We start from the raw sequence: 22,247 nt of genomic DNA, 5'->3' as shown, positions 1-22,247 counted from the left end.
CGCGACACCCTTGGTCGTACGACCTCACACTATCGCGCGGCGCCCACCGTGCACAGGGATCGCCTCATTCCCGGGCGCGGCACGCCTCAGGCGACGCGGATCTCGGTCACGGGAAGCGTGGAGTCCGCGCCGAACCCGAGACCCGACGGCGGATGCCCGGCCATGACCAACTGCGACCCGAGCGCCGCGATCATGGCGCCGTTGTCGGTGCAGAGCGAGAGGGGTGGCACGCGAAGGTCGATGCCCGCGGCATCCGTTCGTTCTTCGGCGACCTCGCGCAGCCGCGCGTTCGCGATGACCCCGCCGCCGAGCAGCAGTCGCGGCACGCCGAGGTCGGTGCACGCGGCGATGGCCTTGGTGACGAGCACGTCGACGACCGCCTCGCGGAAGCTCGCGGCGACGTCGGCGAGCGGCACCGGTTCGCCCGCCGCCTCGCGCTGCTCGACCCACCGGGCCACGGCCGTCTTCAGGCCCGAGAAGCTGAAGTCGTAGCGGTGCGCGGCCTGGTCTTTCGGCTGGGTGAGGCCGCGCGGGAACCGGATCGCCTTCGGATCGCCGCCGATGGCTGCGCGGTCGATCTCGGGGCCGCCCGGGTACGGCAGGCCGAGCAGGCGGGCGACCTTGTCGAACGCCTCGCCCGCAGCGTCGTCGATGGTCTCGCCGAGCAGCTCGACGTCGCTGACGAGATCGCGAACGAGCAGCAGCGACGTGTGCCCGCCCGAGACGAGCAGCGCGACGGTCGGGGTCTCGAGGGGATCGGCGGTGTCGAGCAGGTCGGCGCCGACGTGGCCGACGAGGTGGTTGACGGCGTAGATCGGCACGTCGAGCGAGAGCGCGAGCGCCTTCGCTGCGCCGACGCCCACCATGAGGGCACCGGCGAGCCCGGGCCCGCTGGTGACGGCGATCGCGTCGAGGTCGTCGAGCGAGACGGATGCCTCTTCGAGCGCCGCCAGGATCGTGGGACCGAGCGCCTCGAGGTGCGCCCGCGCGGCGACCTCGGGCACGACACCGCCGTATCGGGCGTGCTCGTCCATCGACGAGGCGATGGTGTTGGCCAGCAGTGTCGTGCCGCGCACGATGCCGACACCGGTCTCGTCGCACGAGGTCTCGATGCCGAGGATGAGCGGTTCGGCGCGGTTCATCGGGTCCCCTCGCGTGACGTGCCGCTCGCGCCCGACGCGGCGGCACCCGCACCGCCGGCAGCGCCCGACGCGTCGGCGGGCCGTGCGACCGCGGGCTTCACGACGAGTCGCATCAGCACGGCGTCGACGCCGCCGCGGTAGTACCTCGGCCGCACGCCGATCTGCTCGAAGCCGAGCGAGTCGTAGAGGGCTCGGGCGATGGGATTGTCGGCCCGCACCTCGAGGAACAGCTCGGTGACGTGCCGACGACGCGCCGCCGTGATGAGCGCGTGCATGAGGCCTCGGCCGAGGCCCATGCCGCGGCTGGACGGGTCGACGGCGATGGTCTGGATGTCGCCCTGCTCGCTTCCCGACGGCGCGAGGAGGCCCGCGTACCCGCGCAGGGCGGGGCCCGGCTCATCGGCCGCATCGCTCGCCGTGATCGGCTCGTCGACCGCGACGAGGTAGTAGCCGTGCGGGCTCTCGATCTCGCGCCGCATGGCGTCTTCGGGCCACGCGTCGTCGGTGAACGTCTCGCGTTCGAGGCGCATGATCGCGTCGAGGTCGGAGAGTTTCGCGCGGCGCATGAGCACGCTCACTGGAGCACCCGCTTTCCGGGAGAGGGCGTCACGTCGGGTGCGCGCAGGTAGAGCGGCGCGTCGGCGGCCAGCGGCAGCCGCCCGGCGGCGAACGCGAGCTCGGCGAGCATGCCGACCGCGCCGGCCGAGACGATCGTCGCGTCGAAGCGGATGCCCCGTGCCTCGGGCACTGCGTCGCGGGGGGCGAGTTCGGGGCCGAGCACGCGCACGGGCAGCCCGTCGTCGTCGAGGCCGTCGTACTCGGAGACGGCGAACTCGCGGCGGCGCGCGTCGGTGACGACCTGCAGGGGGCCGGTGTCGCCGGCGCGGTAGCGGCTCCACGCGATCGCATCGTGGCTGACCACCGGCACGAACGGGCGGTCGATGCCGAGGGCGAACGCGTGCGCCGCCGCGATGCCGACGCGGAGGCCCGTGAACGGGCCGGGGCCCATGCCCGCCGTGACGCCCGAGAGCCTGCTGCCGCTGATGCCCGCCACCGCCAGTGCCTCGTGGATGAAGCCGCCGATCACCTCGGCATGGCGCATGGTGTCGTCGGTGCCGGTCTCGGCGAGACAGCGCAGCTCGCCACTGGCACCGTCGCGGCCGACCACCGCGACACTCGTGCCCGTCGAGGTGTCGATCGCGAGGAGCATGAGAGCAAGCCTACGCTCACGCGGCGTAGGGGCCGCCCGCCCAGCGGGGCCCGAATCCGCGCACCGTGATCGTGCGCGGCTCGTCGGCGTCGAGCTCGTCGCTGCTGAGGGGGTCGGCCGCCATGCTCGCGCCCATCGGGCGCTCGATGACGATCTCGAGACGCGAGTCGCTCACGTCGTCGACGAGTCCGGCACCCCACTCGACGACGACGACCGAGCCGGCGAAATCGAGGTCGAGGTCGTCGACGAGGGCGGCATCGCCGAGCCGATAGGCGTCGACGTGCACGAGCGGGGCGCCGCCAGCGAGGTTCGGGTGGGTGCGGGCGAGCACGAAGGTGGGGCTCTGCACGGGGCCGCGTACGCCGAGCCCGGCGCCGATGCCGCGAGTCAGCGTCGTCTTGCCGGCGCCGAGCGCACCCGTGAGCACCACGAGGTCGCCGGCCCGCAACTGCGCGCCGAGCTCACGGCCGAACGCCTCCATGGCGTCGGTGTCGACGACATCGAGCCGCATCAGGCGCCGCCGACGTAGCGGCGCGGTACCCGCGGCCCGATGCGCGTGACGATCTCGTAGCCGATCGTGCCGGAGGCCTCGGCCCACTCGTCGGCCGTCGGGGCGCCGCTCGCCGGGTCGCCGAACACGACGACTTCGTCGCCCACGGCGACGGGCGCGTCTGCGACGTCGACGATGAACTGGTCCATGGCGACCCGTCCGACGACGGGTCGGCGCGCGCCCGCGAGCAGCACCTCGGCGCCGCCGCCCGTCGCATGGCGCGGAATGCCGTCGGCGTATCCGAGCGGAACGAGGGCGAGGGTCGTGGGAGCATCGGCGTGCCAGAGGTGGCCGTAGGAGGCGCCTGTCCCCGCCTCGACATGCCGCACGGCGGCTACGCGCGCCCGCAGCGTCATCGCGGGGGTGAGTCCGAGGTCGGTGCCGGTGGTGCCGTCGCCGAAGGGAGTGAGCCCGTAGGCGGCGATGCCGATGCGCACGAGGTCGAAGCGGGCGCGCGGATCGCGGATCGCCTGCTCCGACGAGGCGAGATGGCGGACGGCGGGAGTCAGGCCGGCCGCCACGGCGTGGGCGAGCGCCCGCTCGAACACCGCGATCTGGGCCGCGTCGACCTCACGCGAGGTGTTGGCGAAGTGACTGAAGACGCCGATCACCGTCAGGCGCCCGTCACCCTCGAGCTCGGCCGCGCGCGCCACCACACCGGGCCAATCGGCTTCGGGCACGCCGTTGCGGCTGAGCCCGGTGTCGACCTTCAGGTGCACCTCGGCGGCCGCGCCCGCCGGCGTGCCCGCGGCGGCGGCCCGCTCGAGCTGGTCGAGGCTCGACACGCCGATCTCGACGCCCGCGCCGACGGCGTCCGCGAAGTCGGCATCGGGATCGTGCAACCACGCGAGGATAGGCGCGTCGATGCCGGCCCGCCGCAGCTCGAAGGCCTCGTCGAGGTCGGCGACGCCGAGCCGTGTCGCGCCGCCCGCGAGCGCCGCCCTCGCGGCTTCGACCGCGCCGTGCCCGTAGGCGTTCGCCTTGACGACGGCCATGACCTCGGTCGGCGCCACGCGCTCGGCGATGGTGCGCACATTGCGGGCGATGGCGTCGAGGTCGACGACCGCCTCGCGGAAGGGCGGGTTGCCGCCGGCGTCGGCGCGGCTCATGGTCGCTCGTCCCCGAGCGACTCGAGCACCACGAACGCGCTCGCGATGCCGGCGTCGTGACTCATCGACAGGTGCACCCGGTCGATGCCGAGGTCGCGAACGTGCCCGGCGAGGCCGCCGGACAGTTCGAAGTCGGGGTTGCCCTCGATGTCCTGGACGATGATCATCTCGTGCCAGCGGATCACGGCGTGACCGCCCAGGGCCTTGATGAGCGCCTCCTTCGCCGCGAAGCGGGCGGCGAGCGAGCGAGCAGGCCGATGCCGTTCGCTCTCAGCGAACAACCGCTCGAGCAGCGCAGGAGTGCGTTCCACCGAGCGCTCGAAGCGCACGATGTCGACCACGTCGATGCCGATGCCGGCGATCACGCCGCGCCCGCCCCCTGCATCACTCGACCGTGACCGACTTCGCGAGGTTGCGCGGCTGGTCGACGTCGAGTCCCTTCGCCTGCGAGAGCTCCATCGCGAAGATCTGCAGCGGGACCACCGCGAGCAGCGGCTCGAACAGCGGAGCCGCGAGCGGAATGCGCAGCACCTCGTCGGCGAACGGCAGCACCGCGGCGTCGCCGGCCTCGGCGATCGCGATGACGCGCGCGCCGCGAGCCCGGATCTCCTGGATGTTCGACACGACCTTCGGGTGCAGGTTCGCCGAACCGCGCGGACTCGGCACGACGACGAACACGGGCTGACCGGGTTCGATGAGGGCGATGGGGCCGTGCTTCAGCTCGCCCGCGGCGAAGCCCTCGGCGTGGATGTACGCGAGCTCCTTGAGCTTCAGCGCACCCTCCATGGCGATCGGGAACCCGACGTGGCGGCCCAGGAAGAGCACCGAGCGTGTGTCGGCCATCCAGTGCGCGAGCTGCTCGACCTTCTCGGACTCGCCGAGCACGGACGCCAGCTTCTCGGGCACCGCCTGCAGCTCGGCGAGCTGCGTCGCGAGCTCGGCGGCCGACAGGGTGCCGCGCACCCGCGCGAGGTGCAGTCCGAAGAGGTAGAGCGCCGCGATCTGCGCCACGAAGGCCTTCGTCGACGCCACCGCGACCTCGGGCCCCGCGTGCGTGTAGACGACCGCGTCGGACTCGCGCGGGATGGTGGCACCCTGCGTGTTGCAGATCGAGATCGTGCGGGCACCCTGCTCGCGGGCGTACTTCACGGCCATGAGCGTATCCATGGTCTCGCCCGACTGGCTGATCGAGACGACGAGCGTGTCTTCGTCGAGCACGGGCTCGCGATAGCGGAACTCGTGGCTCAGCTCGACCTCGACGGGCACTCGCGACCACTGCTCGATCGCGTACTTCGCGACCATGCCGGCATAGGCGGCGGTGCCGCACGCGATGACCGTGATACGACGGATCGAGCGGAGCTCGTCGTCACCGAACGACGCGAGTTCGGGGATGACGACCTGGTCGTCGACGACCCGGCCGCGCAGGGTGTTCGCGACCGCCTCGGGCTGCTCCGACACCTCTTTGCGCATGAACGACGACCATCCGCCCTTCTCGGCGGCCGAGGCATCCCACTCGACGTCGAACGGCTCGACCTCGACCGGCTCGCCCGCGAAATCGGTGACGGCGACCTGGTCGGCGGTGATCTCGACGATCTGGTCCTGGCCGATCGCCACCGCGCGCTTCGTGAACTCGACGAAGGCGGCGACATCGGAGCCGAGGAAGTTCTCGCCGTCGCCGAGCCCGATCACGAGCGGCGAGTTGCGGCGGGCGCCGACGACGACGCCGGGCTCCTCGCGGTGCACCGCGAGGAGCGTGAACGCGCCGTCGAGGCGCGACACCGTGTTGCGGAACGCCTGGCGCAGGTCGCCCGTGGCCCGGTACTCCTTGCCGAGCAGCACGGCGGCGACCTCGGTGTCGGTCTCCGACTCGAACGTGAGGCCCTCGGCGAGCAGCTCGTCCTTCAGCTCGGCGAAGTTCTCGATGATGCCGTTGTGGATGAGCGCGAGGCGGCCCTCGTCGCCGAGGTGCGGGTGCGCGTTGCGGTCGGTGGGGCCGCCGTGGGTCGCCCAGCGGGTGTGGCCGATGCCGGTGCCGCCGCGGTGCAGCGGGTTCGCCTGGAGTTCGTCGGCGAGCACCTGCAGCTTTCCGGCGCGCTTGGCCGTCTCGATGGAGCCGTCGTCATCGACGACGGCCACCCCAGCCGAGTCGTAGCCACGGTATTCGAGGCGGCGCAGGCCACCCATGAGCACGTCGAGGCTGTTGCGCTCTCCGACATATCCGACGATTCCACACATAGGGGCGATTGTAGTGGCGCGAGGCTGTGCACTCGCCCCGTCGGCCGACACCACCCCTGCGCACTCGCCCCGCCGGCCGACGGGGCGGCGCTGCCCGCCGCACTACAGTGGAACGGTGCCCGATCAGCAGAGCCCGTCGTCGCACACGGCGCACCTCTCTCCGTTCGTCGAACTCGATCGAGCCGATTGGGCGGCGCTCGCGCCGTCGATGCCCTCGCCGCTTCGCGAGACCGAAGTCGTGCAGCTCCGCGGCCTCGGCGAGCCCCTCGACCTGCGCGAGGTCTCCGAGGTGTACCTGCCGCTCAGCCGGCTGTTGAACCTCTACGTCGGCGGCACGAAGTCGCTGCACAAGGTCACGAGCGAGTTCCTGCGCGAGCGGTTCGAGTCCACGCCCTTCGTGATCGGCGTCGCGGGCTCGGTCGCGGTCGGCAAGTCGACCATCGCCCGCCTGCTGCGCGAGCTGCTCGCCCGGTGGGAGCACACCCCGCATGTCGAGCTCATCACCACCGACGGGTTCCTCTTCCCGAACGCCGAGCTCGAGCGGCGCGGCCTCATGGCGCGCAAGGGCTTTCCCGAGTCGTACGATCGGCGCGCCCTGCTGCGGTTCGTCAGCGAGGTGAAGGCCGGGGCCGCCGAGGTGCGGTCGCCGTTCTACTCGCACCTGGCCTACGACATCGTCAAGGACGCGCACATCACGGTGCGCCGTCCCGACGTGCTCATCGTCGAGGGCCTCAACGTGCTGCAACCGCCCGGCCCCGGCCACCGCCTCGCGGTGAGCGACCTGTTCGACTTCACCATCTACGTCGATGCCCGTACGAGCGACATCGCCCGCTGGTATGAAGAGCGGTTCCTCAAGCTGCAGCGCGGCGCGTTCGCGAACCCGCGCTCGTACTTCCACCGCTACGCCAGCCTGTCCGACGTCGAGGCGCGGCAGCGCGCACGAGAGATCTGGCAGTCGATCAACGAACCGAACCTGCTGCAGAACATCCGGCCGACCCGCTCACGCGCGTCACTCGTGCTCCGCAAGGGCGCCGACCACGCCGTCTCGAGCGTGCTGCTGCGGAAGCTCTGAAACGACGAGCGGATGCCCCGTGAGGGACATCCGCTCGATCGGAACGCCCGGTCTCAGACGGCGAGGCGCTCGCGCACGACGTCGGCGAGCGTTGCCGCGTGGCGCTCGGCGGTCTGCTGGTCGGATGCCTCGACCATGACCCGCACCATCGGCTCGGTGCCCGAGGGGCGAAGCAGCACCCGGCCCGAGTCGCCGAGTTCGGTCTCGGCCGCAGCGACGGCGGCGGCGATGCCTGCGTCGTCGTGCAGCGAGTGGTGGTCGACGCCGCGCACGTTGACGAGCACCTGGGGGTAGACCGTCATGACCGAAGCGAGATCGGCCAGCGTTCTGCCGGTGCGCGCCATCTCGGCCACGAGGTGCAGCCCGGTGAGCACGCCGTCGCCCGTCGTCGCGTACTCCGACATGATGACGTGACCCGACTGCTCGCCGCCGAGCGCGAGCTTCTCGGCGCTGAGCGCTTCGAGCACGTAGCGGTCGCCCACTTTCGTCTCGACGACGCGGATGCCGTGCTCGGCCATCGCGCGCTTGAGCCCCAGGTTCGACATGACCGTGACGACGAGCGTGTCGTCGGTGAGCTTGCCGCGCTCTTTCATCGAGAGGGCGAGGATCGCCATGATGCGGTCGCCGTCGACGATGTCGCCCGCGGCGTCGACCGCGAGGCAGCGGTCGGCGTCGCCGTCGTGCGCGATGCCCACGTCGGCGCCGTGCTCGAGCACGGCGGCCTGCAGCTTGTCGAGGTGCGTCGAGCCGACGCCGTCGTTGATGTTGATCCCGTCGGGGTCGGCGCCGATGACGACGACCTCTGCGCCGGCGTCCCGGAAGGTCTCGGGCGAGACCCCGGCCGCCGCGCCGTGGGCGCAGTCGAGCACGACCTTGATGCCGTCGAGGCGGTGCGGCAGCGTGCCGAGCAGGTGCACGACGTATCGGTCTTCGGCGTCGGCGAAGCGCTGGATGCGGCCGACGCCGTCGCCGATGGGGGCGAGCTTCTGCTTGCCGAGGTACGACTCGATGCGGTCTTCGACGACGTCGGGCAGCTTGGTGCCGCCGAACGAGAAGAACTTGATGCCGTTGTCGGGCGCCGGGTTGTGCGACGCCGAGATCATCACGCCGAAGTCGGCCTTGATGGAGTCGATGAGGTACGCCGTCGCGGGAGTCGGGATGACCCCGGCATCGAGCACATCGACGCCGGAGCTCGCGAGACCGGCCGACACCGCGGCGGTGAGGAACTCGCCGCTGACGCGCGGGTCGCGCGCGACGACCGCCACGGGGCGGCGGCCCGCCGCGCGGAGTTCGTCGGCGTGGCGCCCCTGGGTAAGGACGGCAGCAGCCGCCTGGGACAGGCCCAGGGCCAGGTCAGCCGTGAGTTCACGGTTGGCCAGGCCCCGGACACCATCGGTTCCGAAAAGCCGAGGCATAGAGGAGAGCCCGGAAGCGCGGGTCAGCGCTTCGAGAACTGCGGAGCCTTGCGCGCCTTCTTGAGACCGGCCTTCTTGCGCTCGATGACGCGAGCGTCACGCGTGAGGAAGCCCGACTTCTTGAGCGTCGGACGGTTGTTCTCACGGTCGATCTCGTTGAGCGCACGCGCGATCGCGAGACGCAGCGCGCCGGCCTGGCCCGAGGGGCCGCCACCGGTGATGCGAGCGATCACGTCGTACGAGCCGGTGAGCTCGAGCACGGTGAACGGGTCGGTGATGAGCTGCTGGTGCAGCTTGTTGGGGAAGTAGTCCGCGAACTCACGGCCGTTGACCGTGATGGTGCCGGCGCCGGGGACGACGCGCACGCGGGCGATGGCCTGCTTGCGACGGCCGACGGCCGCACCCGAGACGTTGAGCACGGGACGGGGGGTGGCCGGAGCCGCCGCCGGGGCGCTCTCGGTCGTGTAGCTCTCGGGAGCCGCTTCGATCTGGTCTGCGATCTTCGCCATTGTGGTGTGAATCCTTATTTCGAGAACGTCGAGGGTGCCGGAATTACTGGGCGACCTGGGTGAGGGTGTACGGCTTGGGCTGCTGGGCCGCGTGCGGGTGCTCGGGGCCGGCGTAGACCTTGAGCTTCTTGAGCTGGGCCCGGCCGAGGGAGTTCTTCGGGAGCATGCCGCGGATCGCCTTCTCGACGGCGCGGACGGGGTTCTTCTCGAGGAGCTCGGCGTAGCCGACGGCCTTGAGCCCGCCCGGGTAGCCCGAGTGGCGGTAGGCCTTCTTCTGCTCGAGCTTCTGGCCGGTGAGGGCCACCTTGTCGGCGTTGACGATGATGACGAAGTCACCGGTGTCGACGTGGTTGGCGAAGATCGCCTTGTGCTTGCCGCGCAGCAGGGCTGCGGAGTGGCTCGCGAGACGACCGAGCACGATGTCGGTCGCGTCGATGACGACCCAGTCGCGCTGGATCTCGTTCGACTTCGGGGTATAGGTGCGCGTCACGGAAGTGCTGCTTTCTGATCGAGTGAGGGGTTCGTGAATCCCACTCCGGGGGGAGTTCGACCGCGACGCGGACGAACGCCCTGGTGGAGGGCTCAACATCGGGCACCGCTGCAGAGAACGGCACCAAAGGGAGAGCTTAGCCGATGAGCCCGTCTACGTGCAATTCGCGTCGTGCCCGCGTCTGCCCGGCGCGTGCCTCGAGTTCGTGGTCGTCGGGGTAGCCGATCTCGGTGAGGGTCAGACCCTTCGCCGGCATCACCTTGAATGCGCTCGTGCGCTCGCCGGCGGCGAGCAGTCCGGCCGGGTCGCCGACCTCGAGCCGCCCCTCCCCCACCGCCACCGCGGCGCCCACGAGCGCGCGCACCATCGAGTGGCAGAACGCGTCGGCCTGCAGCGACGCCACGAGCACGCCGTCGTCGCGCCGCGCCCACCGGTAGTCCTGCAGCGTGCGGATGGTGGTCGCCTCCTCGCGCGGCTTGCAATACGCAGCGAAGTCGTGGAGCCCGCAGAGCCCCCGGGACGCGGCATCCATCGCCTCGACGTCGAGGTCGCGGGGAAACGTGACGGTACGGTGCCGCGCGAGCGGATCACGGCGAGCGGATGCATCGGCCACGCGATACTCGTAACGCCGCCACACGGCCGAGAACCGCGCATCGAAGCCCTCGGGCGCCTGCTCGACGTGCGTGACGACGACGTCGGCGTCGTGGCCCAGGATGCCCGTGAGCCGGCGGGCGAGCACAGCCGCGGGAGCGGAGTCGTGCTCGGGGTGGCCGCGGCGGGCGCGGGTCACCGACGCGAGCGCGTCCACGGGCACGTCGAGGTGCGCCACCTGGCCCAGCGCATGCACGCCGGCGTCGGTACGCCCGGCGACCGTGAGCCTCGGGACCACGCCCGTGCGCCGGAAGAGCGTCGCGAGGGCCTCCTCGAGCACGCCCTGCACCGTGCGCAGGCCGGGCTGCCGGCTCCACCCGCTGAAGTCGGTGCCGTCATAGGCGATGCCGAGTCGCAGCCGTACGACCGGGGCCTCGTCGAGGGCGTGGCCCGCGACATCCGTCGTGTCGATGGGCTCGTTCTCGGGCATGCGTCCAGCCTACGGCGGCCGCACAGCCTCCCTTGGCCTTCTGCGCCGCCGACCCGACCTGCCTCCACCCGCCCTGACCCGCCCGCCGTCCTCTCCGAAATGTCGGATGACGCGGGCGAAGCGGCGCCGACCGGTGGACCCGAGCCGGCGTGTCGGTGTCGCAAGCCGACATCTCGGAGGCAGATCGAGCACCAGCAGAGCGGGCTGCAGGAACGACGAAGGGCCCGGATGCCGCGGCATCCGGGCCCTTCGCGAGGGATCGAGACTACTTGGCCTCGGCGGCCTCGGCCTCTTCGGCGGGCGTCTCGGCGGACTCCTCCGACGCCTCGGCGCCGGCGGCCTCGTCGACCGTGGCCTCGGCCTCGGTCACAACCTCTTCGGCCGGAGCCTCGTCGGCGACGGGCGCCTCGGCGGCGGGCTTGGCAGCGCGCTGCTTCTTCACGACCGGCTCGAGCACGAGCTCGATGACCGCCATGGGCGCGTTGTCGCCCTTGCGGTTGCCGATCTTCGTGATGCGGGTGTAGCCGCCCTCACGGTCGGCGACCTGCGGTGCGATCACGGCGAAGAGCTCGTGCACGACCGACTTGTCGCCGATGACCGCGAGCACGCGACGACGGGCGTGCAGGTCGCCGCGCTTCGCGAAGGTGACGAGACGCTCGGCGAGCGGACGCAGGCGCTTGGCCTTCGTCTCGGTGGTGGTGATGCTCTTGTGGGTGAAGAGCGCAGCCGCGAGGTTCGCGAGCAGCAGCCGCTCGTGCGCGGGTCCGCCTCCGAGGCGGGGGCCCTTGGTGGGCTTCGGCATGGTTCGTTATCTCCAGGTAGTGAGGGGTCGGGCAGGCCGGGGCCTAGTTCTCGTCGTCGAAGCCCGTGTAGAAGTGGGCGCCGTCGAAGCCGGGAACCGAGTCCTTCAGCGACAGGCCCATCTCGGTGAGCTTGTCCTTGACCTCGTCGACCGACTTCTGGCCGAAGTTGCGGATGTTCATGAGCTGCGACTCGCTCAGGGCGACGAGCTCGGACACCGTGTTGATGCCTTCGCGCTTGAGGCAGTTGTAGCTGCGCACCGAGAGGTCGAGGTCTTCGATCGGGATCGAGAGCTCGCTCGAGAGCACGGCGTCGACCGGCGCGGGGCCGATCTCGATGCCCTCGGCCGCGGTGTTCAGCTCGCGTGCGAGACCGAACAGCTCGGTGAGCGTGCGGCCTGCCGAGGCGATCGCGTCGCGCGGCGTGATGGCCGGCTTCGACTCGACGTCGACCACGAGGCGGTCGAAGTCGGTGCGCTCGCCGGCACGGGTGGCCTCGACGCGGTAGGTGACCTTGAGCACCGGCGAGTAGATCGAGTCGACCGGGATCTGGCCGGCCTCGGAGTACTCGTTGCGGTTCTGGCTGGCCGAGACGTAGCCGCGGCCGCGCTCGATCGTGAGCTCGAGTTCGAACTTCGCCGAGTCGTTGAGCGTCGCGATGACCAGGTCGGGGTTGTGCACCTCGACACCGGCGGGGGCCGAGATGTCTGCTGCGGTGACCTCACCGGCGCCCTGCTTGCGCAGGTACGCGGTGATGGGCTCGTCGTGCTCGCTGGAGACGACCAGGTTCTTGATGTTCAGGATGATCTCGGTGACATCCTCCTTCACACCGGGGACCGTCGAGAACTCGTGGAGCACGCCGTCGATGCGGATGCTCGTCACGGCCGCGCCGGGGATCGAGGAGAGGAGGGTGCGGCGAAGCGAGTTACCGAGGGTGTAACCGAAGCCCGGCTCGAGGGGCTCGATCACGAAACGCGAACGGAACTCCGAGATGTTCTCTTCGGTGAGCGTCGGGCGCTGTGCGATCAGCACTGTTGATTCCTTTCGGCAGGGTGTCCGCTATATGACACCTGCGAGGTCGAGGATCTTGAGTTGTGTGAGAACGGATGCCGCGTGGCCGGGCGGGCGCGCATGGCGGCCCGCCCGGCCCGCGGCTCGGAGTGCTTAGACGCGGCGGCGCTTCGGCGGGCGGCAGCCGTTGTGCGCCTGGGGCGTCACGTCGTTGATGCTGCCGACCTCGAGGCCTGCGGCCTGGAGCGAGCGGATCGCGGTCTCACGGCCCGAGCCGGGTCCCTTGACGAACACGTCGACCTTCTTCATGCCGTGCTCCTGCGCCTGGCGGGCTGCCGACTCTGCGGCGAGCTGCGCGGCGAACGGGGTCGACTTGCGCGAGCCCTTGAAGCCGACGCCGCCGGAGGAGGCCCAGCTGATCACGGCACCGGTGGTGTCGGTGATCGAGACGATCGTGTTGTTGAACGTCGACTTGATGTGGGCCTGGCCCACGGCGATGTTCTTCTTTTCCTTCTTGCGCGGCTTGCGAGTAGCCGCCTTGGGTGCTGCCATGTGTGAAATCTCCTAGGTCTGGCGACGAGCGGTTACTTGCGGCCGGGCTTCTTCTTGCCGGCGACGGTGCGCTTCGGGCCCTTGCGGGTGCGAGCGTTGGTCTTGGTGCGCTGGCCGCGGACCGGGAGGCCGCGACGGTGGCGCAGGCCCTCGTAGGATCCGATCTCGACCTTGCGGCGGATGTCGGCGGCCACCTCGCGGCGGAGGTCGCCCTCGACCTTGAAGTTGGCCTCGATGTAGTCGCGCAGGGCGACGAGCTGGTCGTCGCTGAGGTCCTTCACGCGGATGTTGCCGTCGATGCCGGTCTCGGCGAGCGTGGTGAGCGCTCGCGTGCGGCCGACGCCGTAGATGTAAGTCAGTGCGATCTCCACGCGCTTCTCGCGCGGGATGTCGACTCCTGCCAGACGTGCCATGTGTGGCTTCTCCTGTTTCGAAGTGGAGGTGTGGAGCAGTGCCGGTGCCCGGGCCTCCAACCCGAGGTGTCACCCGCGTGAGCGGGTTCTGGCATTGCCGATGCGGTGTTCAGTTGTGGATGTCGCGGGGCACGCACTCGGCGCGCCCCGCACGTCTGGCGACTAGCCCTGGCGCTGCTTGTGGCGCGGGTTCTCGCAGATGACCATCACGCGGCCGTGGCGGCGGATGACCTTGCACTTGTCGCAGATGCGCTTGACGGAGGGGTTGACCTTCATGGTGGTTCCTTGGAATTCGCTGTCCTCGTACCCGCGGGGTGCCGCGGGCCGTTACTTTCCGAGCAGCCCTTACTTGTAGCGGTAGACGATGCGGCCGCGCGTCAGGTCGTATGGGCTCAACTCGACGATCACGCGGTCCTCGGGGAGGATGCGGATGTAGTGCTGGCGCATCTTTCCTGAGATGTGCGCGAGAACCTTGTGCCCGTTCGTGAGTTCCACCCGGAACATCGCGTTGGGGAGAGCCTCGATGACCGAGCCTTCGATCTCGATGACGCCGTCTTTCTTGGCCATAGCCTCACTATCGCTTGGAGTTTGGGATGCTGGTCGTGCGATGATGCTGCATGCGATCGCGTCAGCCCGACGCCGTCTGACCGAGTCGTCAGGCATGCCGAAGCGGGCGTGCAGAACACCAAGGGTCAACTTTAGGCGATTCCGTGCGATTTCGCCAGTCGAGCCGCGAACGCCCCGATTCGCTCGTATCGCGCCTATCGCGAGGCTGCCGCTGCGGCCACCGCTTCGACGAGGCCGTCCTCCAGCGGATGTCCCGGGGCGATGCCCATGACGTCGTGCACGATCTGCACGGGCCCGCGTGTGTGCAGCATGCGGCGCAGCTGCACGCTCTCGGGGTCGGCTGGCACGTCGAACCGCAGCGCCGCACCGACCGCCGCGAGCAACCCGTCGACCGGCGACCCCCGCTCGGCGAGTTCGGCGGCAGGCGCGACGAAGCGCTCCTGACGGCCGAGCTTGCGAAGCGGCTGCCGCCCGACCCGCTCGACGGTGTCGGGGAGGTCGGGGTCGCGGAACCGCTGGAGGATCTTCGCGCGGTAGGCCGCCTGCTCGGCCTCGGTGAACTCGTGCTTGTCGACGATGAGGGCGCTCGTCTCGCCGAGCACGCGTTCGACGGCGGCAGCGACGGCAGGGTCGGCGAGCGCGTCGCTGATGCGCGTATGCCCGGCGAGGAATCCGAAGTACGCCGTGGCGGCGTGCCCGGTGTTCACCGTGAACAGCTTGCGCTCGATGTACGGGGCGAGGTCGTCGACGAAGTGCGCGTCGGGGATCACCGGTGGCGCATCGCCGAACGGCGGCCGTTCGATCGCCCACTCGAAGAACGTCTCGACCGTGACGTCGAGCCCCGCACCGGGCGCCTGGGCAGGCACGATGCGGTCGACCGCGGTGTTCGCGAACACCGCGCGCGCCCCGAGCGTCGTCCAGTCTTCGGCACCGGCGAGTGCGGCGACCTCATCGCGCAGCAGGTCGGTCGCGTTGATCGCGTTCTCGCACGCCATGACCGCGAGGGGCGGCGCGTCGGCGGCACGGGCACGCAGTGCCGCCAGCACGTGGGGGGCGATGAACCTGAGGATGGCAGGACCGACCGCCGTGGTCACGACGTCGGCGGTCGCGAGCTCGCGGGCGAGGCCCGCGGCATCCGTCGCACTGTTCACCGCGCGATAGCTGTCGACGACGCGATCACGCGCGCCGACGCCGACCTCGTGCACCGTGTAGCGATCAGATGCCGCGAGCTCGTCGATCAGCGCACCGTTGACGTCGGCGAACACGACCTCGTACCCGGCGTCGTGCAGGATGAGTCCGACGAAACCGCGCCCGATGTTGCCGGCGCCGAAGTGCACGGCCTTCACGACGCGTTGACCTCGGAGAGCAGCGCGTGCAGCTGCTCGGCGGACGTCGCGTCGACGAGGCGTTGCACCTCGTCGTCGTCCGAGAAGATGATCGCGATCTTCGAGAGGATGTCGAGGTGCTCGTTCTCGATGCCGGCGATGCCGACGACAAAGCGGGCCTCATCGCCGCCCCAGTCGACCGGCTCGTCGTACCGGATGACCGAGAGCGCCGACCGGCGGATCGCGTCCTTCGCCTCGTTCGTGCCGTGCGGGATCGCGAGCAGGTTGCCCATGTAGGTCGAAACCGACTGCTCGCGCTCGAGCATCGAGTCGACGTAGGCGGGGTCGACGGCCCCGGCTTCGACGAGGATCGCGCCCGCCTCGCGGATCGCGTCGTCGCGGCCGGCCGCGCGGGGGGCGAGCCGCACGTTGGCGGCGGGCAGGATCTCTTCGGTCATCGGTTTCCCCTTCTGGTTCGACTGGAACGGCTTCGACTGGAACGGCTTCGACTGGAACCGCCAACGCCGCGGCGGCCTCGGGATCCGAGACTGCCGCGGTGCCGGGTTGCCGCTGCATGCGCGGCGTGATCGATCAGCGCACGCCCTCGCTCTCGAGCAGGTGCACGATCTCGTCGTACTTCGGCGAGTTCATGAAGTTCTCGACCGAGACGTGCAGCGCGCTGGGCGACTGCAGCTTGGCGCGATCCGTCAGGTCCTGGTGGGTGATCACGAGGTCGACATCATCGTTCAGGTTCGCGATCGCCTTGTTCGTGACGTCGACGCTGTCGATTCCCGCCTTCTTGATCTTGTTGCGGAGCACGGTGGCGCCCATCGCGCTCGAGCCCATACCCGCGTCGCATGCGAAGACGATGGTGTGGATGGGCTTGCGTTCGAACGCCGCGGTCTCGCCCTCGTCGAGCAGCGCTCCTCCGGATGCCACGCCGGCGGCGGCGAGGTTGTCGAGCACGCTCGAGGACTTGCCCTTGTTCGCCTCGGTCTGCGCGATCGCCGCACTCAGGTCGCCGGCATCGGCGTTCTCGAGATCGCGCTTCCGGCTCGCCCGGAGGATGATCGACGCGATCAGGAACGAGACCGTCGCGGCGAGCACCACCGACAGGATGACGCCGACGTAGCTGTCGCTGGCGGTCTGGATGATCACGGCGATGATGCTGCCCGGCGCGGCCGGGGCCCGCAAGCCGCTGTTGAATACGACGTTCGTGGCGACACCCGTCATGCCGCCCGCGATCGCAGCGACGATCAGCAGCGGCTTCATGAGCACGTACGGGAAGTAGATCTCGTGGATGCCGCCGAAGAACTGGATCACGATCGCACCCGGGGCACTCGCTCGCGCGAGGCCGACCCCGAAGAACGTGTAGGCAAGCAGGATGCCGAGACCGGGCCCGGGGTTCGCCTCGATGAGGAACAGGATCGACTTACCCGTTTCGAGCGCCTGCTCGGTGCCGATCGGGGTGAACACACCGTGGTTGATGGCGTTGTTGAGGAAGAGCACCTTGGCGGGCTCCACGATGATGCTCAGCAACGGCAGGAGCGACAGCGCGACGAGCCAGTCGACGATCGCACCGAGCGCCTGGCTGACCCAGGACACCGCAGGGCCGAAGCCGAAGAATCCGACGACCGCGAGCAGCATGCCGACGATGCCGGCCGAGAAGTTGTTCACCAGCATCTCGAAGCCGGCCTTGATCTTGTTCTCCCAGATCGAGTCGACCTTCTTCATGATCCACGCGGCGAGCGGACCCATGACCATCGCGCCGAGGAACATCGGGATGTTCGTGCCGACGATGACGCCCACCGTCGCGATCGAGGCGACCACCCCACCGCGTTCGCCGTACACCATGCGACCGCCGGTGTTCGCGATGAGGAGCGGCAGCAGGTAGGTGATCATCGGGCCGACGAGCCCGACGTACTGCTGGAAGGTCACCCCGTCCTCGGTCTGAGCGAGCGCCGTCAATGCGCCGGGCCAGCCGATCTCGTCAGCGCTGCCGAACCCGCCGAGGATCGGCGAAACCGGTTCCCACCAGCCGAGCCAGCCTGCGGGGATGAACAGCGCGGTGATGAACCCCCACGCGATGAACGCCGCGATGTTCGGCATGATCATGCCGCTCAAGAAGGTTCCGAACTTCTGGACTGCGACGCGGGCTCCCCCCGGCCGCTTCGCGTCACTCGACGTCGATGTCGATGTCATGGCGATGCCTCTCTGGTGATCACGGCGCTGCTTGGGGCGCCGTGGTGATCTCGGATGCGACGGCCTGTGCCGCCGCTCGGGCTTCGGCCGCTCCCTCAGCGGCCAGGGCTGCCCCGGCGAGCGACTTCGCATCGTCGGGGCTGTACCGCGCGAGGGAGGCGCGGACATCTGCGAGTGCCGATGGCGACATCGACAGGCTCGTGGCGCCGAGGCCCACGAGCACGACGGCGAGCAGCGGGTCGGCGGCGGCCTCGCCGCAGATGCCGACGGGCTTGCCGAGTTCGGCCCCGGCACGGCCCACGTCGGCGATGAGACGCAGCACGGCGGGATGCCAGGGGTCCTGCAGCTTGGCGACGGTGCCGAGCAGGCGGTCGGCGGCCATCGTGTACTGCGTGAGGTCGTTCGTGCCGATGGAGGCGAAGTCGCACGCGGCGAGCACTCGGTCGGCGATGAGCGCGGCCGACGGCGTCTCGACCATGACGCCGGCGACGCGGATGCCGAGCTCCTTCGCGAGCGCGGTGAAGTACCGCGTCTCGTCGACGGTGGCGACCATCGGCGCCATGACCCAGAGTTCGGCGTCGGTCGCCGCGTCGGCTGCGGCGAGCGCCGTGAGCTGCTCGCGCAGGATCACCTCGGAGTGCCGCAACGCGCGGATGCCCCGGAGCCCGAGTGCCGGGTTCTCCTCGGCGGCATCGTTCAGGAACGAGAGGGGCTTGTCGGCTCCGGCGTCGAGCACGCGGACGACGACCTTCTTCCCGGCGAAGGCGGTCAGCAGCTTCGTGTACTGCGCCTGCTGGTCGGTGACGCTCGGCGCGGTGTCGGCGTCGAGGAAGAGGAACTCGGTGCGGAACAGCCCGACGCCCTCGGCGCCGAGCCGCAGGGCCTCGGGGGCACCGTCGGCGGAGCCGAGGTTCGCGAGCAGGGGCACGGACGTGCCGTCGGCGAGGGCGCCCGGCGTCACGGGTGCCGCCTCGAGCGCCGCGCGCTCCGCGATCCGCGTCGTGGCCGTGGCGATCTCGTCGGGCGACGGGTCGGACACCACGAGGCCGTTGGCCGCGTCGACGATCACGGTGTCGCCGTCGGCGAGGCCCGTGGCATCCGCTGCACCGACGATCGCGACGATCGACTTCTCGCGAGCGAGGATCGCCGTGTGCGAGGTGGGGCCGCCGTCGACCGTCACGAGCCCCAGCACCTTCTCCAGGTCGAGGGTGGCGGTGTCGGCCGGGGCCAGATCGCGGGCGACGAGGACGAACGGATGACCCGGATCGGGCACTCCCGGTGCGGGGAGCTTCAGCAGGTGCGCGATGACGCGCTGCGAGATGTCGTCGAGGTCGGCGGCGCGCTCGGCCATGTACCCGCCCATGCCGGCGAGCAGGTCTCGATACGAGGCGAACGCCTCGAAGACCGCGCGCTCGGCGGTCTTGCCGTTCTCGAGCCGGTTCGCGACCTCGTCGACGAGGCTGGGGTCCTCGGCGATCATCGCCTGCGCCTCGAGCACGTCCTGTGCGGCCCCGCCGGCTTTCGCGCCGCGGCTCATGAGCTCGGCCGCGACGACCGACATCGAGGCCCTCGCCCGCTCCCCCTCGAGCTTCGGGTCGAGGTGGCTCGGCCGGTCGACCGGTTCGGGCAGCGGCTCGGCCATGCGCACGACCGGCCCCACCGCGACCCCTTGGCCGATGCCCGTTCCCGTGATCTGCATCACACGCCCCTTCTCATCGGTTCGGCAGGCGTACGCCCGGCGCTACTCGTCGTGGTCGGTGAGCAGCAGGTCGACGAGCCCGTCGAGCACCGTCTGCTCATCGCCGCCCTCGACGACGAGCGTGACCTCGTCGCCGTGGTCGATGCCCTGCGAGATGACCGCGAGGATGCTCGCCCCGTTGACGGGCTTGCCGCCCGACTTGGTGATCGTGACGGCGGCGCCGGAGGCGGCAGCGGCCTGCGTGAAGAGCTTGGCCGGGCGGGCGTGCAGGCCGTGCGTCGATCCGATTCGTACCGTGCGTTCAACCATGTTCCGCGTCCCCATCGCTGGTGCCGGCTCCCTCGTCCACCGTATCCCCCGGCCACGCGTGAGGGAGCCTGTACAGCCGCGTGGCGGTTCATGATCGGGCACCCGCGGTCGCGAGGGCCAGGTCGAGTGCGTCCTCACCGTCGAGAGCGCTCGACGCGCCCGATGGCAGGATGGCGATCGGCACGGATGCCGCGACCGCGCGTTCGCGCAGGGCGCCGAGCTGCTCGGCGAGGTGTTCGCCCACGAGCAGCACGTCTGCACCCGGGAGGACCTCGTCGAGGGCCGACGCGCTCGATGCCTGCGCGCGTACGGAGAGGCCGCGGGCGGCCGCGGCGCGGCGGATGCGATGCGCGATGAACGTGCTGGAGGCGCCGGCGCCGCAGACCACGATGATGCGCATCGCCTGTGCCTCCTCGCAACCGGCATCCCGGTCGTCGTCGATCGTGTCGGTCGCAGCGTCAGCCGCTTGCGACGATTCTGCTCCTCGAGCGCGCACGACTCCACCAGATCAGCTTCCGCACCCCCGGAAATTCCGTTGCGATCGCCACCGGGCGTCCACGGCGGGTGGTTGACTTGCTGCACCGCCCGGCGCCGTGTGGCTCGGGCAGCGACCCGGGAGCAGTGTTGGCCGAGAAGTGGGAGCGACTCGTCGAGATCCTCGCCGAGTACGGCGGGTGGACGACCGCGGCCGCGCTCGCCGAGCGACTCGACGTCACGCCCCGCACGATCCGCAGCTACGTCACCCGGGCGAACGCCGACGGGGCGACGCTCATCGTCTCGGGCCCGCACGGATACCGGCTCGACCGCGCCGCCTGGGCCGCGCGCGGAGCCTCCCGCGCACCCGACACCACCCCGGCCGCCCGCGCGGCCGCACTCATCCGCTCGCTCGTCGACGCTGACGAGGGCCTCGACGTATACGAGGTCGCACATCGCCTCTACGTGAGCGAGGCGACCGTCGAGGCCGATCTCCGGCGCATCCGCGCCCGCCTCGAGGGCACGGGGCTCACGCTCACCCGCCGCGGCCCGGTGGTGACGATGGCGGGGCCCGAGTCGGCCCGACGGCGGCTGCTCGGCGCGCTGTTCCGCGAGGAGTCCGCGCGCGGGGCGGACGCGTTCGACCGGCTCCGCCGGGAGTTCCCCGAGCTGCCGCAGTTCCGGGCGTCGCTCGTCGCTCGGCTCGCAGAGGCCGGCTACGCCCCCAACGAGTACGGCCTCGGCGACGTGCTGGCGCACATCGCGATCGCCCTCGACCGCGCCGCGCACGACCACCCGATCGACGACGCGACGGCCTCCGCAGCGACATCCGATTCGTCGCGCCTCGAGGACCTGCTCGACTCCCTCATCCGCGAGCACTTCGGACGCGCGATCGGCGACGCCGAGCTCGGGCACCTCGCCCGCCTGCTCGGCACCCGCGCCGCGACGCGACTCGCGACTCCGGGGCGTCGGACTCCGCTCTCGACGCGGGCAGACCTCGTGCAGGCCATCGTGTCGCGCGCGGCCGACGAGTACCTCATCGAACTCGACGACGACGACTTCATCGAGCGGCTCGCGCTGCACGTCGACAACCTCGTGGCGCGGGCGAGCGAGGAGCGCTACTCGCGCAATCCGTTGACGGCGACGATCAAGTCGGCGTACCCGCTCACCTACGACCTCGCCGTGTACATCGCGAGCGAGCTGGCGCAGAGCGAGGGCATCGTCGTGAACGAAGACGAGATCGCGTACATCGCGATGCACGTCGGGGCGTACCTCGAGCAACGGCGCGCCGCACTCGAGCGCGTGCGGGTGGCAGTCGTCGCCCCCGCCTACCACGACGTGCACACCGTGCTCGCCGAACGGGTGCGCGGCGAGTTCGGGCCCGACGTCGAGCTCGTCGAGCTCATCGACCGGTCCGACGTCGACTGGGCGACGGTGCGGGCGGAACTCATCGTGTCGGTGATCGAGCCGACCGCACCCGTCGAGCACCTCGTGCGCATCTCGCCGTTCCCGACCGACGACGACCTCTCCCGTGTCAGGGCCGAGGTCTCACGCATCCGTCGCGCGCGCCGGCAGGCACGTCTCGCGGCGGCCCTCTCGCGCTACATCGCACCCGACCTGTTCGTGCGCGGCATGCGCGGTCACGACCGCGAAGGGGTCATCACGGTGCTCGGCGAGCGCATGATCGCCGCCGGCGTCATCGATCGCGCCTATCTCGAGGGCACCCTCGAACGCGAGCGCATGTCGTCGACCGCGTTCACCGAGCACCTCGCGGTGCCGCACGCCATGACCATGACGGCCACGCGCACCGCGATCGCGATCGCGATCGACGAGGTCCCGATCGACTGGGACGGCGCGCGCGTCAACGTCGTGGCGCTCATCGCCTTCTCGGGGGCCGGCCGAGCCGAGTTCCAGGAGGTGTTCGACCAGTTCGTCGAGACCTTCTCGGAGCGCGACAACGTACAGCGGCTCGTGCACGGCGCCACCGACTACCAGGGGCTGCTCGCCGAGCTGTCGCGGCTCATGGAGCCCGAAGGCTAGCCCGCAGCTGAGGGAGCCCGAGGGAAGGCCAGTCCGTGCGGC

At 70.5% G+C, this 22,247-nt stretch carries 25 protein-coding genes; 2 read left to right on the top strand and 23 right to left on the bottom strand.

The features are described from left to right. Positions 1–86: 86 nt before the first annotated feature. Genes tsaD through glmS form a run of 7 tightly spaced genes read right to left on the bottom strand, consistent with a single transcriptional unit; the run spans position 87 to position 6,246 of the window. The gene (gene tsaD / locus LQ757_RS05325; protein ID WP_231046134.1) at positions 87–1,142 is read right to left on the bottom strand and encodes a tRNA (adenosine(37)-N6)-threonylcarbamoyltransferase complex transferase subunit TsaD; all 1,056 of its coding nucleotides are present in this window, start codon (positions 1,140–1,142) and stop codon (positions 87–89) included. Continuing rightward, positions 1,139–1,720, bottom strand: coding sequence for a ribosomal protein S18-alanine N-acetyltransferase (gene rimI / locus LQ757_RS05320; RefSeq protein WP_231046133.1), 582 nt, complete (start codon positions 1,718–1,720; stop codon positions 1,139–1,141). The genes tsaD and rimI overlap by 4 nt, the downstream gene beginning before the upstream one ends. Beyond that, positions 1,717–2,352, bottom strand: coding sequence for a tRNA (adenosine(37)-N6)-threonylcarbamoyltransferase complex dimerization subunit type 1 TsaB (gene tsaB, locus LQ757_RS05315; RefSeq protein ID WP_231046132.1), 636 nt, complete (start codon positions 2,350–2,352; stop codon positions 1,717–1,719). The genes rimI and tsaB overlap by 4 nt, the downstream gene beginning before the upstream one ends. 16 nt (positions 2,353–2,368) lie before the next feature. Then, positions 2,369–2,863: a tRNA (adenosine(37)-N6)-threonylcarbamoyltransferase complex ATPase subunit type 1 TsaE gene (tsaE, locus tag LQ757_RS05310; RefSeq protein WP_231046131.1), complete on the bottom strand. Its 495-nt coding sequence runs from the start codon at positions 2,861–2,863 to the stop codon at positions 2,369–2,371. Then, the gene (gene alr, locus LQ757_RS05305; protein ID WP_231046130.1) at positions 2,863–4,011 is read right to left on the bottom strand and encodes an alanine racemase; all 1,149 of its coding nucleotides are present in this window, start codon (positions 4,009–4,011) and stop codon (positions 2,863–2,865) included. Before alr ends, tsaE begins: the two co-directional genes overlap by 1 nt. Beyond that, positions 4,008–4,376: a holo-ACP synthase gene (locus LQ757_RS05300; protein ID WP_231046129.1), complete on the bottom strand. Its 369-nt coding sequence runs from the start codon at positions 4,374–4,376 to the stop codon at positions 4,008–4,010. Before LQ757_RS05300 ends, alr begins: the two co-directional genes overlap by 4 nt. A 19-nt stretch (positions 4,377–4,395) precedes the next feature. Further along, positions 4,396–6,246 (bottom strand): glutamine--fructose-6-phosphate transaminase (isomerizing), encoded by a 1,851-nt coding sequence (glmS, locus tag LQ757_RS05295; RefSeq protein WP_231046128.1) that lies wholly within the window; start codon positions 6,244–6,246, stop codon positions 4,396–4,398. Between the two features lie 115 nt (positions 6,247–6,361). Here glmS and coaA point away from each other — a divergent pair, with 115 nt between their 5' ends. After that, on the top strand, positions 6,362–7,318 hold the full coding sequence (gene coaA / locus LQ757_RS05290; RefSeq protein WP_231046127.1) for a type I pantothenate kinase: 957 nt from the start codon (positions 6,362–6,364) through the stop codon (positions 7,316–7,318). A gap of 53 nt (positions 7,319–7,371) precedes the next feature. Here the strand turns inward: coaA and glmM are convergent, their stop codons facing one another. The 16 genes from glmM to LQ757_RS05210 form a co-directional block, all read right to left on the bottom strand. Beyond that, complete coding sequence (glmM, locus tag LQ757_RS05285) at positions 7,372–8,733, bottom strand: phosphoglucosamine mutase (RefSeq protein ID WP_231046126.1); 1,362 nt, start codon at positions 8,731–8,733, stop codon at positions 7,372–7,374. A gap of 23 nt (positions 8,734–8,756) precedes the next feature. Then, complete coding sequence (rpsI, locus tag LQ757_RS05280) at positions 8,757–9,242, bottom strand: 30S ribosomal protein S9 (RefSeq protein ID WP_231046125.1); 486 nt, start codon at positions 9,240–9,242, stop codon at positions 8,757–8,759. A gap of 43 nt (positions 9,243–9,285) precedes the next feature. Next, positions 9,286–9,732: a 50S ribosomal protein L13 gene (rplM, locus tag LQ757_RS05275; RefSeq protein WP_157423236.1), complete on the bottom strand. Its 447-nt coding sequence runs from the start codon at positions 9,730–9,732 to the stop codon at positions 9,286–9,288. A 136-nt stretch (positions 9,733–9,868) separates the two neighbouring features. Next, positions 9,869–10,813: a tRNA pseudouridine(38-40) synthase TruA gene (truA, locus tag LQ757_RS05270; RefSeq protein WP_231046124.1), complete on the bottom strand. Its 945-nt coding sequence runs from the start codon at positions 10,811–10,813 to the stop codon at positions 9,869–9,871. A 265-nt stretch (positions 10,814–11,078) separates the two neighbouring features. Beyond that, complete coding sequence (gene rplQ, locus LQ757_RS05265; protein ID WP_231046123.1) at positions 11,079–11,615, bottom strand: 50S ribosomal protein L17; 537 nt, start codon at positions 11,613–11,615, stop codon at positions 11,079–11,081. Between the two features lie 43 nt (positions 11,616–11,658). Further along, on the bottom strand, positions 11,659–12,645 hold the full coding sequence (locus LQ757_RS05260; RefSeq protein ID WP_231046122.1) for a DNA-directed RNA polymerase subunit alpha: 987 nt from the start codon (positions 12,643–12,645) through the stop codon (positions 11,659–11,661). A 132-nt stretch (positions 12,646–12,777) separates the two neighbouring features. After that, on the bottom strand, positions 12,778–13,176 hold the full coding sequence (rpsK, locus tag LQ757_RS05255) for a 30S ribosomal protein S11 (protein WP_092668574.1): 399 nt from the start codon (positions 13,174–13,176) through the stop codon (positions 12,778–12,780). Positions 13,177–13,208: 32 nt separating this feature from the next. After that, a complete protein-coding gene (gene rpsM, locus LQ757_RS05250) occupies positions 13,209–13,589 on the bottom strand; it encodes a 30S ribosomal protein S13 (RefSeq protein WP_231046121.1) in 381 nt (126 codons plus the stop codon). Between the two features lie 162 nt (positions 13,590–13,751). After that, positions 13,752–13,865: a 50S ribosomal protein L36 gene (rpmJ, locus tag LQ757_RS05245; protein WP_056734976.1), complete on the bottom strand. Its 114-nt coding sequence runs from the start codon at positions 13,863–13,865 to the stop codon at positions 13,752–13,754. A 69-nt stretch (positions 13,866–13,934) separates the two neighbouring features. After that, positions 13,935–14,156: a translation initiation factor IF-1 gene (infA, locus tag LQ757_RS05240; protein WP_011186713.1), complete on the bottom strand. Its 222-nt coding sequence runs from the start codon at positions 14,154–14,156 to the stop codon at positions 13,935–13,937. A gap of 194 nt (positions 14,157–14,350) precedes the next feature. Further along, positions 14,351–15,502 carry a mannitol-1-phosphate 5-dehydrogenase gene (locus tag LQ757_RS05235; protein ID WP_231046120.1) on the bottom strand — a complete coding sequence of 384 codons (1,152 nt, stop codon included), beginning with the start codon at positions 15,500–15,502 and terminating at the stop codon, positions 14,351–14,353. Next, positions 15,499–15,939 (bottom strand): PTS mannitol transporter subunit IIA, encoded by a 441-nt coding sequence (locus tag LQ757_RS05230; protein WP_231046119.1) that lies wholly within the window; start codon positions 15,937–15,939, stop codon positions 15,499–15,501. Before LQ757_RS05230 ends, LQ757_RS05235 begins: the two co-directional genes overlap by 4 nt. Positions 15,940–16,072: 133 nt before the next feature. Then, positions 16,073–17,683, bottom strand: coding sequence for a PTS mannitol transporter subunit IIBC (locus tag LQ757_RS05225; RefSeq protein ID WP_231046118.1), 1,611 nt, complete (start codon positions 17,681–17,683; stop codon positions 16,073–16,075). A gap of 19 nt (positions 17,684–17,702) precedes the next feature. Beyond that, a complete protein-coding gene (gene ptsP / locus LQ757_RS05220; protein WP_231046117.1) occupies positions 17,703–19,382 on the bottom strand; it encodes a phosphoenolpyruvate--protein phosphotransferase in 1,680 nt (559 codons plus the stop codon). Between the two features lie 42 nt (positions 19,383–19,424). After that, on the bottom strand, positions 19,425–19,691 hold the full coding sequence (locus LQ757_RS05215) for an HPr family phosphocarrier protein (protein WP_231046116.1): 267 nt from the start codon (positions 19,689–19,691) through the stop codon (positions 19,425–19,427). An 88-nt stretch (positions 19,692–19,779) separates the two neighbouring features. After that, positions 19,780–20,091: a PTS sugar transporter subunit IIB gene (locus LQ757_RS05210; RefSeq protein ID WP_231046115.1), complete on the bottom strand. Its 312-nt coding sequence runs from the start codon at positions 20,089–20,091 to the stop codon at positions 19,780–19,782. Positions 20,092–20,315: 224 nt separating this feature from the next. Between LQ757_RS05210 and LQ757_RS05205 the strand changes: the two genes are divergently transcribed. Then, positions 20,316–22,205 (top strand): BglG family transcription antiterminator, encoded by a 1,890-nt coding sequence (locus LQ757_RS05205; protein ID WP_231046114.1) that lies wholly within the window; start codon positions 20,316–20,318, stop codon positions 22,203–22,205. The last annotated feature ends 42 nt before the right edge of the window (positions 22,206–22,247 follow it).

It is taken from the genome of Agromyces cavernae (genome assembly GCF_021044935.1).
Lineage (GTDB): Bacteria > Actinomycetota > Actinomycetes > Actinomycetales > Microbacteriaceae > Agromyces > Agromyces cavernae.
The sequence above is the reverse complement of the archived record's forward strand: the minus strand, read 5'-3'. Positions and strand labels throughout refer to the sequence as shown.

Coding starts and splice junctions, on each gene's coding strand:
- tsaD (WP_231046134.1), bottom strand. CDS start 1,142: ATGAACCGCGCCGAACCGCTCATCCTCGGCATCGAGACCTCGTGCGAC.
- tsaB (WP_231046132.1), bottom strand. CDS start 2,352: ATGCTCCTCGCGATCGACACCTCGACGGGCACGAGTGTCGCGGTGGTC.
- tsaE (WP_231046131.1), bottom strand. CDS start 2,863: ATGCGGCTCGATGTCGTCGACACCGACGCCATGGAGGCGTTCGGCCGT.
- alr (WP_231046130.1), bottom strand. CDS start 4,011: ATGAGCCGCGCCGACGCCGGCGGCAACCCGCCCTTCCGCGAGGCGGTC.
- glmS (WP_231046128.1), bottom strand. CDS start 6,246: ATGTGTGGAATCGTCGGATATGTCGGAGAGCGCAACAGCCTCGACGTG.
- glmM (WP_231046126.1), bottom strand. CDS start 8,733: ATGCCTCGGCTTTTCGGAACCGATGGTGTCCGGGGCCTGGCCAACCGT.
- rpsI (WP_231046125.1), bottom strand. CDS start 9,242: ATGGCGAAGATCGCAGACCAGATCGAAGCGGCTCCCGAGAGCTACACG.
- truA (WP_231046124.1), bottom strand. CDS start 10,813: ATGCCCGAGAACGAGCCCATCGACACGACGGATGTCGCGGGCCACGCC.
- rplQ (WP_231046123.1), bottom strand. CDS start 11,615: ATGCCGAAGCCCACCAAGGGCCCCCGCCTCGGAGGCGGACCCGCGCAC.
- rpsK (WP_092668574.1), bottom strand. CDS start 13,176: ATGGCAGCACCCAAGGCGGCTACTCGCAAGCCGCGCAAGAAGGAAAAG.
- rpsM (WP_231046121.1), bottom strand. CDS start 13,589: ATGGCACGTCTGGCAGGAGTCGACATCCCGCGCGAGAAGCGCGTGGAG.
- rpmJ (WP_056734976.1), bottom strand. CDS start 13,865: ATGAAGGTCAACCCCTCCGTCAAGCGCATCTGCGACAAGTGCAAGGTC.
- infA (WP_011186713.1), bottom strand. CDS start 14,156: ATGGCCAAGAAAGACGGCGTCATCGAGATCGAAGGCTCGGTCATCGAG.
- LQ757_RS05230 (WP_231046119.1), bottom strand. CDS start 15,939: ATGACCGAAGAGATCCTGCCCGCCGCCAACGTGCGGCTCGCCCCCCGC.
- LQ757_RS05225 (WP_231046118.1), bottom strand. CDS start 17,683: ATGACATCGACATCGACGTCGAGTGACGCGAAGCGGCCGGGGGGAGCC.
- ptsP (WP_231046117.1), bottom strand. CDS start 19,382: ATGCAGATCACGGGAACGGGCATCGGCCAAGGGGTCGCGGTGGGGCCG.
- LQ757_RS05215 (WP_231046116.1), bottom strand. CDS start 19,691: ATGGTTGAACGCACGGTACGAATCGGATCGACGCACGGCCTGCACGCC.
- LQ757_RS05210 (WP_231046115.1), bottom strand. CDS start 20,091: ATGCGCATCATCGTGGTCTGCGGCGCCGGCGCCTCCAGCACGTTCATC.